Annotated in this window: 7 protein-coding genes and 1 pseudogene; 7 read left to right on the forward strand and 1 reads right to left on the reverse strand. The window is 54.0% G+C overall.

Annotation, left to right across the window (positions count from 1 at the left end):
• Positions 1–28 precede the first annotated feature (28 nt).
• From SynRS9902_RS12785 to SynRS9902_RS12815, 7 genes and pseudogenes are all read left to right on the forward strand, one after another.
• Positions 29–10,684, forward strand: a complete 10,656-nt coding sequence (locus SynRS9902_RS12785; RefSeq protein ID WP_186509403.1) for a PA14 domain-containing protein — start codon at positions 29–31, stop codon at positions 10,682–10,684.
• Between the two features lie 251 nt (positions 10,685–10,935).
• A pseudogene (locus SynRS9902_RS13870) lies at positions 10,936–10,992 on the forward strand (hypothetical protein); the annotation flags it as partial.
• Between the two features lie 39 nt (positions 10,993–11,031).
• Entirely contained in the window at positions 11,032–11,307 is a 276-nt protein-coding gene (locus SynRS9902_RS12795) for a hypothetical protein (protein WP_186509404.1), read from the forward strand.
• A gap of 36 nt (positions 11,308–11,343) precedes the next feature.
• Entirely contained in the window at positions 11,344–13,275 is a 1,932-nt protein-coding gene (mnmG, locus tag SynRS9902_RS12800; RefSeq protein ID WP_186510663.1) for a tRNA uridine-5-carboxymethylaminomethyl(34) synthesis enzyme MnmG, read from the forward strand.
• Positions 13,276–13,299: 24 nt separating this feature from the next.
• A complete protein-coding gene (locus SynRS9902_RS12805) occupies positions 13,300–13,992 on the forward strand; it encodes a pilus assembly protein PilZ (protein WP_255446143.1) in 693 nt (230 codons plus the stop codon).
• On the forward strand, positions 13,989–14,588 hold the full coding sequence (locus SynRS9902_RS12810; RefSeq protein ID WP_186510665.1) for a chorismate lyase: 600 nt from the start codon (positions 13,989–13,991) through the stop codon (positions 14,586–14,588). The genes SynRS9902_RS12805 and SynRS9902_RS12810 overlap by 4 nt, the downstream gene beginning before the upstream one ends.
• A 90-nt stretch (positions 14,589–14,678) precedes the next feature.
• Positions 14,679–15,116, forward strand: coding sequence for a hypothetical protein (locus SynRS9902_RS12815; protein WP_186509405.1), 438 nt, complete (start codon positions 14,679–14,681; stop codon positions 15,114–15,116).
• On the opposite strand, the gene SynRS9902_RS12820 is transcribed toward SynRS9902_RS12815, so the two are convergent.
• The gene (locus tag SynRS9902_RS12820) at positions 15,113–15,646 is read right to left on the reverse strand and encodes a hypothetical protein (RefSeq protein ID WP_186509406.1); all 534 of its coding nucleotides are present in this window, start codon (positions 15,644–15,646) and stop codon (positions 15,113–15,115) included. The genes SynRS9902_RS12815 and SynRS9902_RS12820 overlap by 4 nt on opposite strands.
• Between the last annotated feature and the right edge of the window lie 101 nt (positions 15,647–15,747).

A 15,747-nucleotide genomic window follows, 5' to 3' on the forward strand; every position in this document is an offset into this window, starting at 1 on the left:
CTAAGAGAGAAGTTATGCACGTCTCCCGATGAGCTGGACTACCAAAGAGAGTGAAATACTGCAGGCAGCCGTCGCAAACTGGTGGGCGCTGCTTGGGCGATGGGCCACGACAGGGCTACTGAGCTGGGCAGCAGAGCAGGTCTGGAGCAACAGTGCGGATCTCGATGCCATCAGGCTGCTGGAAGAACGCACAACACAAGGAGACACAGGTTGGGTGCCACTCGTGGCAGCAAGCCAACTTGCAGCAGCAGAACCGAGCCGAGCGACCTACCAACGTGAATCACAAAAAATTGTCGTTAATGGCGCATGGCTGCAACAGGCCAGCGAGACTGAAGTCAACATAGAACTCACAAAAGAGCTGGGCAGATATCTCTCGGAACTCGACGCTGAACCTGAATCACGCAAAGCAATAGAAAACACTAGAGATTCACTCACAGGCAGCAAAGATCAACAGCAAGACATAGAGAAAGAGATAGAATTCTTCAGCAATTTAGTGGCAAGCGCAAAGAAATATCAGCTAACAGACGCAGAAAATGAAGCAAAAAGCGGAAAGATTATCAAAGGATCAGGGGATCCACTGGAGGCCAATAACAGTAGCGACATCAACACCCACAGGCCACTCACCTCAGCACTAGCAGATTATCTGTATCAGCAAACATCGTCAGACTCCGCCTCAAGTGAGCAAAAAGACGATTTTGCAGCTACAGCGCTGGACAACAGTGCTCAAATCACGACACATATTGCGGAGGTCGGATCTCTAGCCAAAGCCATCGGGCAATCCCCCCTCAAATTAAAGCCCCTCACCTATATCGGCAACAACGAAGCAACCAGAACCGGACGGTATGGCAGCACCAGTGATGCAGCCTATGTTCCCTGGAGGAATGGGGACAGCAAAGACAATGGCTATATCAGCAAGTTAACGCACTCTGGCGAACTGCAATGGCGCAAACAGATTGCAGATGTCACCAACATCATCACAGCGACCGATGAGGACGAGAACGTCTACACCGCATGGAGTCGCAGCAAAGATTACACACCAGAGTCTCGAGGCTCGTTCATCGGCAAACTCAATCCAGACAATGGCGAGCTGCTCTGGACAACGAAATTAGACACCCATAATTACATCATTCAAGACCTTCATGCCGTTGGAGAAACGTTGTATGGAGTTGGTCACTACAAACACACCCAGAGGCCAGTGCTACTGGCTGTCAATCGCACCGATGGCAAACTGCTGTGGCTCAAGGAGGAACCAGCAAGCGATTCAGCACAATTCACTGATATCCAGAGTGATGGAACTCACCTCTATATCAGCAGCACGTCCGCGAATAAAATATCGGGCACGATTCACAAATACACGCTCGATGGAGACGTTGCTGATCAATGGCAGGGGTCAGATCGCCCAGACCTGAAGCGGACTGGCACACAAGATCGATACTCGGTCATTGTTGGCAATCAACTGATCTCAGTCGGCACGACCGGCGCAGAGATGCCTCACTACGACGTGCAATGGAGACTGGTCAGCAGAAATCTTGAAACAGGTGAAATCAACTGGAGGAAGCAGTGGGGTGGTCTACAGGTGGAGAAGGATGTTGATGGGATCATTGCGTTCAAAGGGAAAATTTATATTCTGACCCGTAGGGGCCCTGCGTCGCGCTGGAACAATGGCCTACCAGGCGGGGGGGGGCGGGACACCGGTTCGGGGGTCCGCAACAATGGAGTGATTCAAGAGGTCAGCCTCGATGGGGAACTCGGCCGGCAACTGTTTTACGAAATTCCACAAAGCCGAAAAGCTTCGCACTTGTCAAGCGATGGTGAGAGGCTCTATCTCGTCAGCGGCAAGGTTGTAGACAAGAACTCAGTCGCTCACCTCACCACATCAGAGAACCATCAAAACGATGCCTACGATGAAATTGGAATCAACCAATCGTTTGAAGTCAGGGGTCGTGCGAAAGATAATTATGGATCCGAACTCAGCGGTTATCTCACACCCAAGGAAGACGGGGAATACGTCTTTTATCTTGCGTCAGACGACTATTCGGAACTCTGGCTCAGCAGTGATGACAGTCAAGATAACCTAAAACGCATTACAAAGTTAGACGGGTTCTCTGCTTTTCGCGACTACAGCAAGGCAGCGTCGGCAAGCATTCAGCTGAAAGCTGGCCAGCGCTATGCGATTAAAGCGCTGCACAAAGAAGGCGTTGGCGCCTCCCATCTGTCTGTGGCCTGGAGACCGGCCAGTGAGTCAGCCCCTACCAAGGGCGCGGAACCGATTGGATCGGACTACCTCAGCTACGATCTGGGCGATAACAACAACACCGATATCGAACAAAGCCAGGGGCAAGGCCTTGTGGCGAAATACTATGAGAATGTAATAGGAGGGAACAGTGCAGCGTATCAACAAATTATCACTGGCAATGAAACAATAGATTCAACAGACCAACCGAGCAGCACAGAAAATACAGCACCAACGATTGAGCTGAAAGGTGATCAAACCATCACGATCAATCAACATAGTGAGTGGGTCGAACCACATTGGACAGCAAGTGATGCAGACGGCGACGAGCTCAATGTCAGCGTTACAACGCCAAAACCGATTGACACCAGTGTTCCAGGAACATACGAAATTACCTATACGGTTGAAGATTCAGGCGGTCTGCAAAACAGCGCGACGCGAACTATTGAAGTCCTCGCACCACGTGAAGGCAACGACTATTACGTGGCGCTCGATGGATCAGACGACAACGACGGAAGCATTGATCAACCCTTTGCAACTTTAAATTACGCGACGACCTTTCTAAAAGGCGGCGACACGCTTCACGTCAGAGGAGGAACGTACTACGAACGATTCTATATCGATGGATTGGCAAACAAAAACCTAAACAAATGGAACGATCGACACAATCCAGTCACGATCAAAGCCTATGAGGGTGAAACGGTAGTCCTCTCAGGAGCACCACCCGTCAGCACAACATGGGTGAAAGATGGCAACCGCTGGAAAACCAATGTCTGGGAAGGATCTGATGATCTCGGCACCAATAAGCGCAATATCTCGCGGTTGTTCCTTGACGACAAATTACTGACTGGAGCTCGCTACCCCAATCTGGAAAAAGACTGGGATCAACCTGACCATAACTTCTTCCACACAGGGGTACAAGCGCATCCAAACCCTGAAGCAGGTGAAGGGGTTAAAACCATTCCTGGGCTGGAAAATGTTGATGGCAGCATAAAAGGTGCCGCCTTTTATGACTATTACTCGGGCGCCAAAAAGGTCCTCGAGCATGAGGCAGGATCAGCCAACATCACCGCCCCGGGCGCTGGCAATGGCTGGCTAACGGGGGCATTGCCACTGCTTGATGCCGATCGTGAGTGGTTTTTTGACAAAGAAACAGGCGATCTGTATTTACAACTGCCTGCGGGGATGAATCCCAATGAGCAAAGAATACTAGCTCGAACCGATCGGCATGGCATTGGCCGAATGGACGGCGGCTTAGCTGTGGCGAATGCCGGAGCTTTGGTGTTTGATGGAATCAACTTATTCGCGACACCCTTCACATTTAATGCCTCGAGAAATATAACATTTAAAAACGCAAAGCTTCTGCACAATGACTACACAGATTTATATCTGGGCGGGACAAATTTTGGCCACGGGAACTTGATATGGTCAAGTCATGGCTTGAAATTTATCAACAATGAAGTCGCCTACAACTACAGGCCAGCCTTTAATATGGGCAAAAGAGGATGGGAGTGGGGGGGCTGGTGGCCAACACACATTCTGTTTGAAAATAATTATATGCACGATGGTCAGATATACGCTTCGCACAATGGCGGCCCTTTTAGTTGGCGCACAGATCATATGACCGCCGTTCACAATACGCTTGATAACTACGGGTTTGGCGGCTTAGGGCGAATCGCCAGCGGTAGCCATCTCGAACTGAACTATGTCAATAATGCCAACTATGGCTGGGACACAGCTGGCATTCAAATGAACCAAAGTATTGACAGCGTGAATGTCCAGCGCAATTGGATCTTCAATACCAAAAGAAACGGCATCCGCAGCGATGGTCACCCAGGAGGCATCGGAAAAATTGTCACCCACAACGTTGTCATGGGCAACGGAACGGGCATCAAGCTGAAAGGTGATCAACATAAAGTACACCACAACCTTGGCTTCCTCAATGGGGCTGATATTGGAATGTGGCAATCAAAATTCTATGGATACACTCGAGCGACGGACAGCACAATTCAAGACCTGGTTAAAGCTGAAAAATATCAAAACAATGCTTACGACAACATCAAGGTTACCGAAGGCTTTGAAATCAAGAATTACGGACGATCCCTATGGGGAGGAGAACTGAGTGGATTCCTCACGCCAAAACAGGATGGAGACTATGTTTTCTATCTGGCAGCAGACGATGAAGCAGAACTATGGCTGAGCACGGATGACAACACTGAGAACCTCGCACTGATTGCAGATCGCAGGCAAAAAAGCGGCTACAGAAAGTACACCGCTGGCTGGGACGATTCAGAGTCGCTTGACCAACCAGGACGTTCATTAAGCATCAGCCTCAAGGCAGGACAACGCTATGCCATCAAGGCCTTGATCAGAGACGGAGTTGAGAGTCACAGAAATCAACGATCCAATCATCTTTCGGTCGCGTGGAGGTTTGACAATGAAGCAGCACCCGTTGATGGTGCAGAACCGATTGCAAATGAATATTTAAGCTACGACCTTGGAAATGATCTCAACCACACTTTACCAATCCGAGGTGATGGGCTGACCGCCAAGTATTTTCATGATCTCTTCGATACTTACATCCCTTCACGATCAAATGCTACAGAAAGCCGTCTGGGATCACGGGCCTTCGGAGGACCTGAGCGGCAAGGAAACTATCTGTCTGTTGCTCATAACAATGCAATTAATGGAGGATTTGCTGGACATCCGATCCAAGATCCAGAGGATCGCAGCAATATCTCCACAAGGGGCAGCCGTCAGACAGACATCAGAGATGAACTGCGGGATGTCAATAATCTCGATTTTCGGCCCAAAAGCGGGTCTAGCTTGATTGATTCGGGCATTGAAATCGAAGGGATTCATACACCCATCGCAGGGATTACCGATGGTGTGGTCGGAAGTGCAGCAGATGCAGGTGCCTATGAGTATGGCGATAGCCACTACTGGATAGCGGGCCATCAAACCGACAAAGCTCGATTCCCAATTGGAGCAACAGATCAAACCACCACGGCTCAGCCTGATCTGGATCTGATCTGGATGGAAGGGCTCGATTCCGTCAGCAATCGGGTTTATTTTGGAGAAGATCCGGAGCAACTTGAGTTTAAAGTTGAGCAGGATGGGAATATTTTTGACCCCACCCCAGAAGACGGCGAGCTGCTCGAGGCAGGTAAAACCTATTACTGGAGAATCGACACCAGAACACAAGACGAAACGATTATCGAAGGGGATACGTGGTCATTCACAGTTGACAATCGCGTCAAAGATGTTGAGATCGAAGCGGTACTTGTTGACTATCAACCGGATGTTGACAACCAAGGATACAGGAAAAACATGGGCGGCGTAACCAAACCAGAACTGCCCGCTCCTAAGTACGACTATTACATCAGCAAGTATGAAATCACCAACAGCCAATATGCCGCATTCCTGAATGAGACTGCTGGTCACAACACCAATGATGGTGGTGCATGGCACAGCTCGATGCAAATCAAGCGGGAGGCGTCACCTGGCGGATTGGGGGGGTTTATCTACACCCCGATTGAAGGCAAAGAAAACCACCCTGTCACCCATGTAACTTGGAGCAATGCTGCGATCTTTACCAACTGGCTGAGTGGTGATGCTGGTGCTATTTACGGTTTTCTTGGAAGCAATAAATACTACAACAGCCGTTATAACGGACCAAGCAACGCCTCGGCATGGGGGCATGGAGCGGTGTCTTTGCCAAAGCTAGAGGAATTTTACAAGGCCTCTATCTACAATCGGAAAGACAATAAACATGAACTGTATTCAACAGGCGGAAATTCGATCACACTGGAGCAAGCCAATTTTCAAGGTGAAGATGGTGCAGGCGTTGGTGAAACCACAGCAGTCGGCAGCTATGCGCACCCAAGTAATTTTGGCACCTACGATCAAACAGGCAACGTCGCCGAGTGGACCGATCACAAGCGGCATAAGTTAGGGGGGAGTTATGTTTCAACAACAACTGACGGCACCCTTGGCTATCGAAGCGATTTAAATGGCCATTGGGGAAACAGATTTCCAAACATAGGCTTTCGCGTTGTCAGCCGCACTGCAAACGAGCGAGACAAAGACAATAACGGGCAAAGCGAGTTTTACATCACCAAATTCGAGGACCAGGACAATCGTGCACCAGAGTTTAATAATCCTTTTGGCAAACTTGATGATGTAGAGCTCGAACAGACTGACCAGCTGCTGAACAGTGAAGACGACACATGGAGACTGAAATCTGCAACGCTTTATCAGCCCTACAGCTTCAACATCAGAGACAGTATTTTTGAGCCACAGGGTTATAACTTCTGGTTCCAATTGCTAGAGGGACCCGAATGGTTAAAGCTCAGTGAAGACGGCGAATTCACAGGAACGCCAACAGAAGAGGAGCATCTCGGCAGATTCAATATCAGCTACAGGGTTGAAAGTGCTTCCAATCTGTTTTCAACAACTACCGAACCGATAGAGCTGGTTGTTGAGCCAGCAGTTGATGCCAGCACTGGTGATGACGTGATCCAAACGACTTTTGGGTCGTCCGTTGTCTTTGCTCTTGCAGGCGATGATGTCGTCCAAGGAAGCGAGCAGGATGAAATCTTTGATGGCGGTAGAGGCGATGACACAATGGATGGTGGAGAAGGGCAAGATATTGCCAAATACAGTGGTAAGAAATCAGATTATTCCTTAAAGATCCTGGAGAATGGAGCTGTTGAAATCAAGGATTTACGGGAGATAGTCCTTGATCCTAAAGAGATTCCCACGGTTGAACAGCTGAAGAGCTCCGACAAATACCAGAACAACGCCTTTGACGAGGCCAAGATCGTCAATCAATTTGAGTTCCAGAAGTATGGAGACGACTATGGCGCCGAGCTCAGCGGCTATCTCACACCGAAGGAGGATGGTTACTACATCTTTTATCTATCCGCTGATGATCATGCCGAACTCTGGCTGAGCACTGATGCAGAAAAAGAAAACTTGGCTCTCATCGCCAAGCGCAACATGTTTAGTAATTTCAGGCGATACACCCAACAATCAGGGGATTATTCCGGTCGCTCCCATGTGGTTGAACTCAAGGCAGGTGAACGTTATGCGATCAAAGCCCTGATGACGGAGGCAGGAGGTGGCGATCATCTCTCCGTCACCTGGGGACTAGCGAGTGATCCTGCACCGAGCCATGGCGCTGAACCCATCGCTGCAGAATTCCTGAGTTACGACTTGGGAGACGAGGTGATAGCAGACATTCCACAAAGCCAAGGTGAAGGTCTGGTTATCAAATACTTTAAGAATCTACGCGAAAGATACAATCCGGACGGGGTTGATCAGCTGATGAATATTGAGCATCTTGAATTTGCTGATGGCAAACAACCGATAGCTGATGCAATTGCACTGGCCAATGCAGAGCCACTCAGCCATCAATTCCTCAGCTCGTTTGGAACATCAACCAACGAAAATGAAAATACCAGCTTTGCTTTCAGGCCTAGTGCGACACAAGATCTGATCATTCTCCCATGGAATGACAAGATCAACCCGAACTCCGTCGAAGAACTCACTCAATCAGAGGCATATAAAAATGGCGACTACTACGTCAGAATTGGAGAAAAGTTTGAAACCCATCGTTGGAGAAACAACAATTATGGCGCAGAGGTAACAGGCTTTATCACGCCAACACAAACTGGGAACTATACCTTTTATCTTGCTGCTGATGATCATGGTGAACTCTGGCTCAGCAGTGATGACAGCCAAGAGAACCTGGAGCTGATTGTCAGGCGGGATAAGGCGACGACATTTCGCGACTACAGCAAGGCACACTCAGGGAGCATTCAGCTGCAGGCTGGTCAGCGCTATGCCATTAAAGGGCTGATGAAAGAAGACGGTGGAGATGATCACTTCTCCGTCGCCTGGGCCATGGAAGGTGACGATGCACCTGCCAATGGCGCAGAACCAATCAGTGGCGATGTGTTGAGTTACGACCTCGGTGATTCCTACGTTCAGGCCGACGGTGAACCTCCGCAAACAGGTCAGGGACTGGCGATCAAATATTTTGATGGTCTACCAACTAGTGGCGACAGGGCAAAAATTCGAGCCATCAACTTTGAAGGAGAGTTGGTTTGGGAAAAACAGCTGAGCGATGCAAGCCAGATCACAACGGCAACGGATTCAGCGGGCCATATTTACGCGGCATGGCAGAGACAAGGATCAAAACCATGGATGATTGGCAAATTCGATGCCAACGGTGATCTCCTTTGGGAAAAGGAACTGGAGCAAAATAATCACACCGTCAGATCCATGGTTGTGAATGGTGACACCATCTACACAGCCGGCCAGGAAGGGAGGTATACAGGCCTCATTTATTCGCTTAATGCCAATGATGGGTCGATCAACTGGACAAAGACACAGTCTCTTCCGATCTCAGCCTTTAACGATATCTTGACCGACGGAAATGCAGTCTATGTAGTCGGCACAGGGATAGACCACCCGGAGAGTTCACATAGCCACTCCTATGCGTATAAATACGATTTTGATGGCAACCAGATCTGGGAAAGCAAGTGGCATCCCAAAACAAGTTCCAGCCACGTTTCCAGATCACGGTGGGCAAGGGAATACAGCGCAACCATCTTTGAGAATCAACTCATCTCCGTCGGCACGGCCTACGTCAATACTCCAGACACAAACTGGCTTAACTATCCCGTCAGCCGTGATCTGGAAACAGGAGAAATCCTGTGGCACAAACACTTGCGTGACATCGATAACACTTGGAAGAGCGGACTGAACTACGACATTGTCAGCCACAATGGATTCGCATACATCATTAGCAATAACGGGTCACAAACAACCATTTCTGAAATGGTGAAGGATGGCTCACTGGGCAGGTATTTAACACTCGACAACACGCACGCCAATAATTTTGTTGTCGCCAACAATGAACTCCATCTCTTTGGCCGCACTAGCTTGAACACGGGTGTTGCAGAGAACCAAGGCGGAGACGACCTGTTCCTGGCAAAGATTGACCCTGGCTTTGACGTAGAGGTGCCATTCAGTGGCATCAGCATCATTCCAACCGCACCTCTCGATAGCGAAGGAAACCTGCAAACTTCAGAGGATGGTTCCTTCACATCGTTCAAAGTCAAGCTGAATCAAGCACCTCTGACTGATGAGGATGTTGTTGTCACTCTCACGGGATTAGACCCAACAGAAGGCAAATTATCGAAAACCCTACCTTCCGCTGGGCTAAATACCCTTGGCATCAGTCGACGCAGCTTTACACCGACAGATATCAATCAGCAAGAATCCAGCCTCGACAATGCAACGCTGATATTCAACAGAACCAACTGGGACATTGGTCAGGATGTCTTTATTGCTGGGGTTGCAGACGACGGCTACGACAACGACGCGACCTACTCCATCAGGGCAACAGCCTCAAAGACTGGTGGATACCAAGGCACGGAAGATGACGAGATCTCTATCGTCAATAAAAATATTGACGCAGACACCACATCTCCCACTTTCTCCTCTGCCGCTACATCCACCGACGGCACAAAGATCATCCTCACCTACAACGAAACCCTCTCCTCTACAACAGCAGCCGCTTCCGCCTTCACCGTCACAACAGGCGGCAGCGACAATCCCGTCACCGCTGTTGCCATCTCCGGTTCCACCGTTGAACTAACGCTCACCAATGCGGTCAAAAACGACGACAGCGTCACCGTTGCCTACAGCGATCCATCCGGATCCAACGACAGCAATGCCATACAAGACCCAACAGGCAATGACGCCGCATCACTGAACACCACCGCAGTCACCAACAACTCAACCGTTACCCAAGAATTCAAAGACGCCAACAACGACGGCCTCGTCGATGACCTCTCCAATTACCACATCTTCAGCAACGGTGAGGCCATTGCCCTCAGTCGCAGCGGCGAAACCTATTCCGATGCTTCCACCACGGCCTGGGATGCCGTTGCTGCTACCTCCAATGGCTCCGGCTTCCAGGTCCTCCTCGATGGTGCCTCCTCCTACGAGGGCAAGTTCTACGTCTGGGACACCAACGCCTCTGGCGTCGTCACCAAAGGCTCAGGCTGGAAAACAGCCGCTCAAGCCACACAACTTGGCTGGGAATCCAAGTTCAAAACAGACCTCAACAGCAACGGATTAGTAGACGACCTCTCCAACTACCACATCTTCAGCAACGGTGAGGCCATTGCCCTCAGTCGCAGCGGCGAAACCTATTCCGATGCTTCCACCACGGCCTGGGATGCCGTTGCTGCTACCTCCAATGGCTCCGGCTTCCAGGTCCTCCTCGATGGTGTCTCCTCCTACGAGGGCAAGTTCTACGTCTGGGACACCAACGCCTCTGGCGTCGTCACCAAAGGCTCAGGCTGGAAAACAGCCGCTCAAGCTATTGAAAATGAATGGGATTCACTGTTTTCACTTCCAACAGATTTTTTCTAAATCGGCATTGTGCGCAACTAGCTGATCAAAAACAATGCTTGCAACATCAAGCCTTGTAAATCCTTGGATCTGGACACATTAAAGGCGATTCACCGTTTCAAGCAGAATCCAAAACCAAGCCATAAGAGCCAGTTAAACAATGAATAACACTGCAGGACTTCAGGCAGCTTAATGCCATCGAACCAGATTTTCAAGCCTCTAACTAAAAAGCAAACCTTGACCTAAAAATTACTGGATCTCGATGCAGCAATATTATCCAAGACAGGGCCAACGATGATGTTATATTTGGGAGATCTGGCGACGACATCCTCAAAAAAAGCCCAGGAAATAATCTGCTTAAAAATATCATGGATCCTGGCTTACCTCTTGGCGTGAAAGGTGATTCCACCATCAAAGGTGGACGCGGCGCGGATCGCATTCATTTTTCAAGCGGACAGGATCAAATCCTGGACTTCAGACCCCAGCGGGGTGATCGACTCATTAGCAATGACCAATTCTCATTTGAAGCAACCGAATTCGACGGAAATCTCATCCTCACTGACAGCGATAACAAAACCCAAATCAACCTCTACAACATCAGTCTGGACGCTGTGCTTGCTATTCAACCCGAACTTTTCTCCTGACCATTCCATCCGTCGATGACGACGGATAATGAAGCCATGAGCTTCAGCGCCGCCCCCACCGAATCCTTCGACGTGATCGTGGTCGGCGGCGGCCATGCCGGCTGTGAATCAGCGATCACCGCTGCCCGGCTGGGCCTGAACACCGCCCTGTTCAGCCTCAATCTCGATCGCATCGCCTGGCAGCCCTGCAACCCGGCCGTTGGCGGCCCCGCCAAAAGCCAGCTCGTCCATGAAGTGGATGCCCTTGGTGGGGTGATCGGCCGCCTGGCCGATGCCACCGCCATCCAGAAGCGCATCCTCAACGCCAGCCGCGGCCCGGCAGTGTGGGCCCTGCGCGCCCAGACCGACAAGCGCCTCTATTCCCGCCAGATGCTGCAGCTGCTGCAGCACACCCCCAACCTCGCCCTGCGCGAAGCGATGGTGACCGGCCTGGAAACCAGCGGTGAAGGCGACCAGCAACGCATCAGCGGCATCCGCACCTATTTCGGCAGCGTCTACGGCGCTGAAGCGGTGATCCTCACCGCCGGCACCTTCCTGGGCGGCCGCATCTGGGTGGGACATCAATCGATGGCCGCCGGCCGCGCCGGAGAGCAGGCCGCCGAAGGGCTCACCGAAGCGTTGCAGCAACTGGGCTTCCAGACCGACCGGCTCAAAACCGGCACCCCCGCCCGGGTGGACCGGCGCAGCATCGCCCTCGATCAGCTGGAGGAGCAGCCCAGCGATGCGGCCGATCGCTTCTTCTCCTTCGACCCCTCCGCCTGGGTGAGTGGTGAGCAGATGAGCTGCCACATCACCCGCACCACCGCTGCAACCCATCAGCTGATCCGCGACAACCTTCACCTCACCGCCATCTACGGCGGTGTGATCGACAGCAAGGGCCCGCGCTACTGCCCCTCGATCGAAGACAAGATCGTTCGCTTTGCAGACAAGGACAGCCACCAGATCTTCCTCGAGCCGGAGGGGCGCGACACGCCGGAGATCTATGTGCAGGGCTTCTCCACCGGCCTGCCCGAACCGATCCAGCTGCAACTGCTGCGCAGCCTGCCGGGCCTGGAGCACGCCGTGATGCTGCGACCGGCCTACTCCGTGGATTACGACTATCTGCCCGCCACCCAGCTCAAGCCCTCCCTGGAAACCAAGCGGGTGCGCGGCCTGTTCAGCGCCGGCCAGCTCAATGGCACCACGGGCTATGAGGAAGCCGCCGCCCAGGGCCTGGTGGCCGGCGTCAACGCCGCCCGGCTGATCGGCGGCCAGGAGCCGGTGCACTTCCCCCGCGAAGGCAGCTACATCGGCACGATGATCGACGATCTGGTGAGCAAAGACCTGCGCGAGCCCTACCGGGTGCTCACCAGCCGCAGCGAATACCGCCTGATCCTGCGGGGTGACAACGCCGACCGCCGACTGACGCCATTGGGCCGTGAACTGGGCCTGATCGACGACCGCCGCTGGCAGCTGTTCGAAGACAAGCTCCAGGCGATGGAGGGCGAAAAGCAGCGGCTGGAAACCGTGCGGCTCAAGGTGAGCGATCCGGTGGCGCCGGCGGTGGAAGAAGAAACCGGTGCAGCGATCAAAGGCTCGATCACCCTGGCCGACCTGCTGCGCCGGCCCGGCATGCACGCCGCCGATCTGGTGCGCCATGGCCTGGCCGATGCCGATCTGCCCTTGCCTGTACGCGAAGGCGCCGAGATCGACATCAAATACAGCGGCTACCTGCAACGGCAGCAGCAGCAGATCGATCAGGTGAAACGCCAGAGCCAGCGCAAGCTGCCGGCCGACCTCAACTACGCCGGCATCAGCACTCTTTCCAACGAAGCCCGCGAAAAGCTCACGGCGATTCAACCCAGCACCCTGGGGCAGGCCAGCCGCATCCCCGGCGTCAGCAAAGCCGACATCACCGCCCTGCTGATGTGGCTGGAACTGCAGCAAAGGGAACGCCAACCCCTCGCCCCCACCGCAGAAGCTCGATAGCGTTGGACTCCTGAAACCTCTGCAGTGTCAGCCCGGGTTCCCACCTCACGTGCCTATTGGAACCTGAGTGCTGAGCAGGTGATGGACCACGTGTTCGACCGCGAGACGGTCACCACTCCAAGCCAGCCGCACCTGGTGCCGGTGGATGTGGCTGTGCACGAACCAACAACCCAACCAAGCGAACCCAGCGAGCGCCGCTCCCCCTCCACCTGGCTGCTGCCGCTGATCAGTGGCATCGCCGTTACCGGGGTGATCTGCAGTGCCTGGTTGGTGAGCAGCCTGCAACGCTCCCGCCTGGAGCTGGAACGACAGCAAAACGCCGCCCTGATCGAGCAGCTGCGCGAGCAAGTGGCTGCCCAAGAAAGCCGGGCAGAAGAGACAGCAACACCCGAGGACGCGTCGTTAGCCATCCAAAGCCTCGAACCGCTGCCCTTGCCGATCCAACAGCCACCGATCCAACAACCCCTGACGGTTGAGCCCCTGGGCAGCGATCAGGCATTGGAGCCGATGGGACCGATCCCGCAAATCACCGGTGTGGTGAAGGGCCCCCGTGGCAGCAGTTCCGCCATTTTTCAACTGGGGCAGGGATCGGTGTCCGCCGGCATCGGTGAAGCGATCGGCAGCAGTGGCTGGGTGCTCAGCGAGGTCACCGACAGCGGTGCCGTGATCAGCCGCAACGGCCAACGCCAAACCCTCTCGGTAGGAGGACTGTTCTGAACCCCGCCCCCCGTCTTCACCCATCCCCGCACCAGCTCTGGCAAGCCCACACCGATGCGGTGCTCTCAGCGGAGGGGCCGCGTCAACTGCCCGGCCCCTGGCGGCTGATGCTGCTGGGCGATGGCAGCCCAACCCGCCACCTGCGCCTGCTCACCGGTTCGCCCGTTGCCGTGGATCTGATCGCCATGGAGGCCGACCAGACCGACCACCCCGGGGCACCGGAGGAGGTGAAGGAATTGATGGCGCCACTGCTGCGCCGCCAAGTGTGGCTCACCTGCGGCGGCACCCCGCTGGCCTGGGCCGAGAGCTGGTGGAACCAGGCCGAAGCGGATTGGCACCTTCGAGACCGCAACCAGCCGATCTGGAAAAGCCTCACCGAAGGGCGTTCCGAGCTGTTCCGTGAGGTGGATGGCTTGGCACTGGTGGAGGGGGACTGGCTCGACCAGACCTTTGGCCATCGCGGCCCCTACTGGAGCCGCCATTACCGCTTCTTCCGCCAGGGCAAAGCCCTCACCGTGATTCGCGAAGTGTTCAGCCCGCAACTCGAAACCTGGCTCGGACCCACGCTGCGCCAGGAGTTTCAACAAAATTCATGAACAAACCTGCGGGTTTGTTGGGATTTGCTCTTGACAACTTGCCATTGGGTGTGCTCACAGGAAGATGTGGCCAATTCGGCTCACCGTGTCATGGCTGCCACCACCTCCTGGCTCAGCCTCACCGACCTCGGTCGGATCTACGGCATTTCGGCGATTCATTGCGGCAAGACCCTCGAACATCAAGGCTGGCGTGACAGGCGGGGCCGCCCCACCCAAAGCGCCCTCGACGCCAAAGCCGCCATGCAGACCGGCCCCCATGGCCAGGGACGCACCGTGCTCTGGAACCGCACGGTCTGCAGCCAGCTGCTGGAACAGAAGGGCTATGAACCGATGAGCCGAAGCCTGCAAGTGGAGCAGTGGACCCAACTGCTGGAAGCGCTGCAGGTGGGATCCCCATCGATCACCGCCACAGCGGACCAGATGGCCGAAGAGATGCCCGGAGAGCTGCTCGAGGATGTGAACCACCAACTCGCTGCACGGGGCTGCCGCTACCGGGTCAGCCCACGCTCATTGCACGCGAGGCATTAGTCGATCCGGCGGCGGCTGGAGCGGGGCAAGGCCCGGCGGGAGCCTGCTGGGTTGGGCGCGGCTTCGGGCTCTGGACGGGCTGCCGGCTGGGCAGAGCGCGACCAGCGCTGCACCCGGAAGCTGTCGTCCTCTGGCCACTCGCCAGGATCAACGTTGAACTCCTGAGCCACAGGTGGCGTTGATGGGGGCGCTGGAGCCTGCGCTGCTGCTCCGCGGCGACTGCGGCGTGAGATCGCCTCAAGGGGGCGACGGGCAGAACGCATCGAACGTGCAGGCTCTGGCCGGCCACGGCCAGCCTCTTGCCAGGGCTCCTGCCAGTCGTCGTCCTCTTCCAGCAGCCACTCAACTTTTTCGCCGACCCAGCGGCCCACCGAATCGAGATCCAAACCGGAGCGCCGCACTCCGGGCCGTTGTCCGGGTCGCCGACCGGACACCCCATCAACAAGCTGACGGCCGGTTTCCAAGAACTGGTCGAGACGGCGATCCCGCTGATCACGGAACCGGTCCAACCGATCGAAGCGCTCCTCCATGTCCTGACGTTACCGACGGCGTCGACGCAACCACTGTTCCCGCCGCAATCCCAGCAACACAATCACCACACCGCCGCACTCCAGAGACAGCCAGAACACCT

This window comes from Synechococcus sp. RS9902 (assembly GCF_014279635.1).
GTDB lineage: Bacteria > Cyanobacteriota > Cyanobacteriia > PCC-6307 > Cyanobiaceae > Parasynechococcus.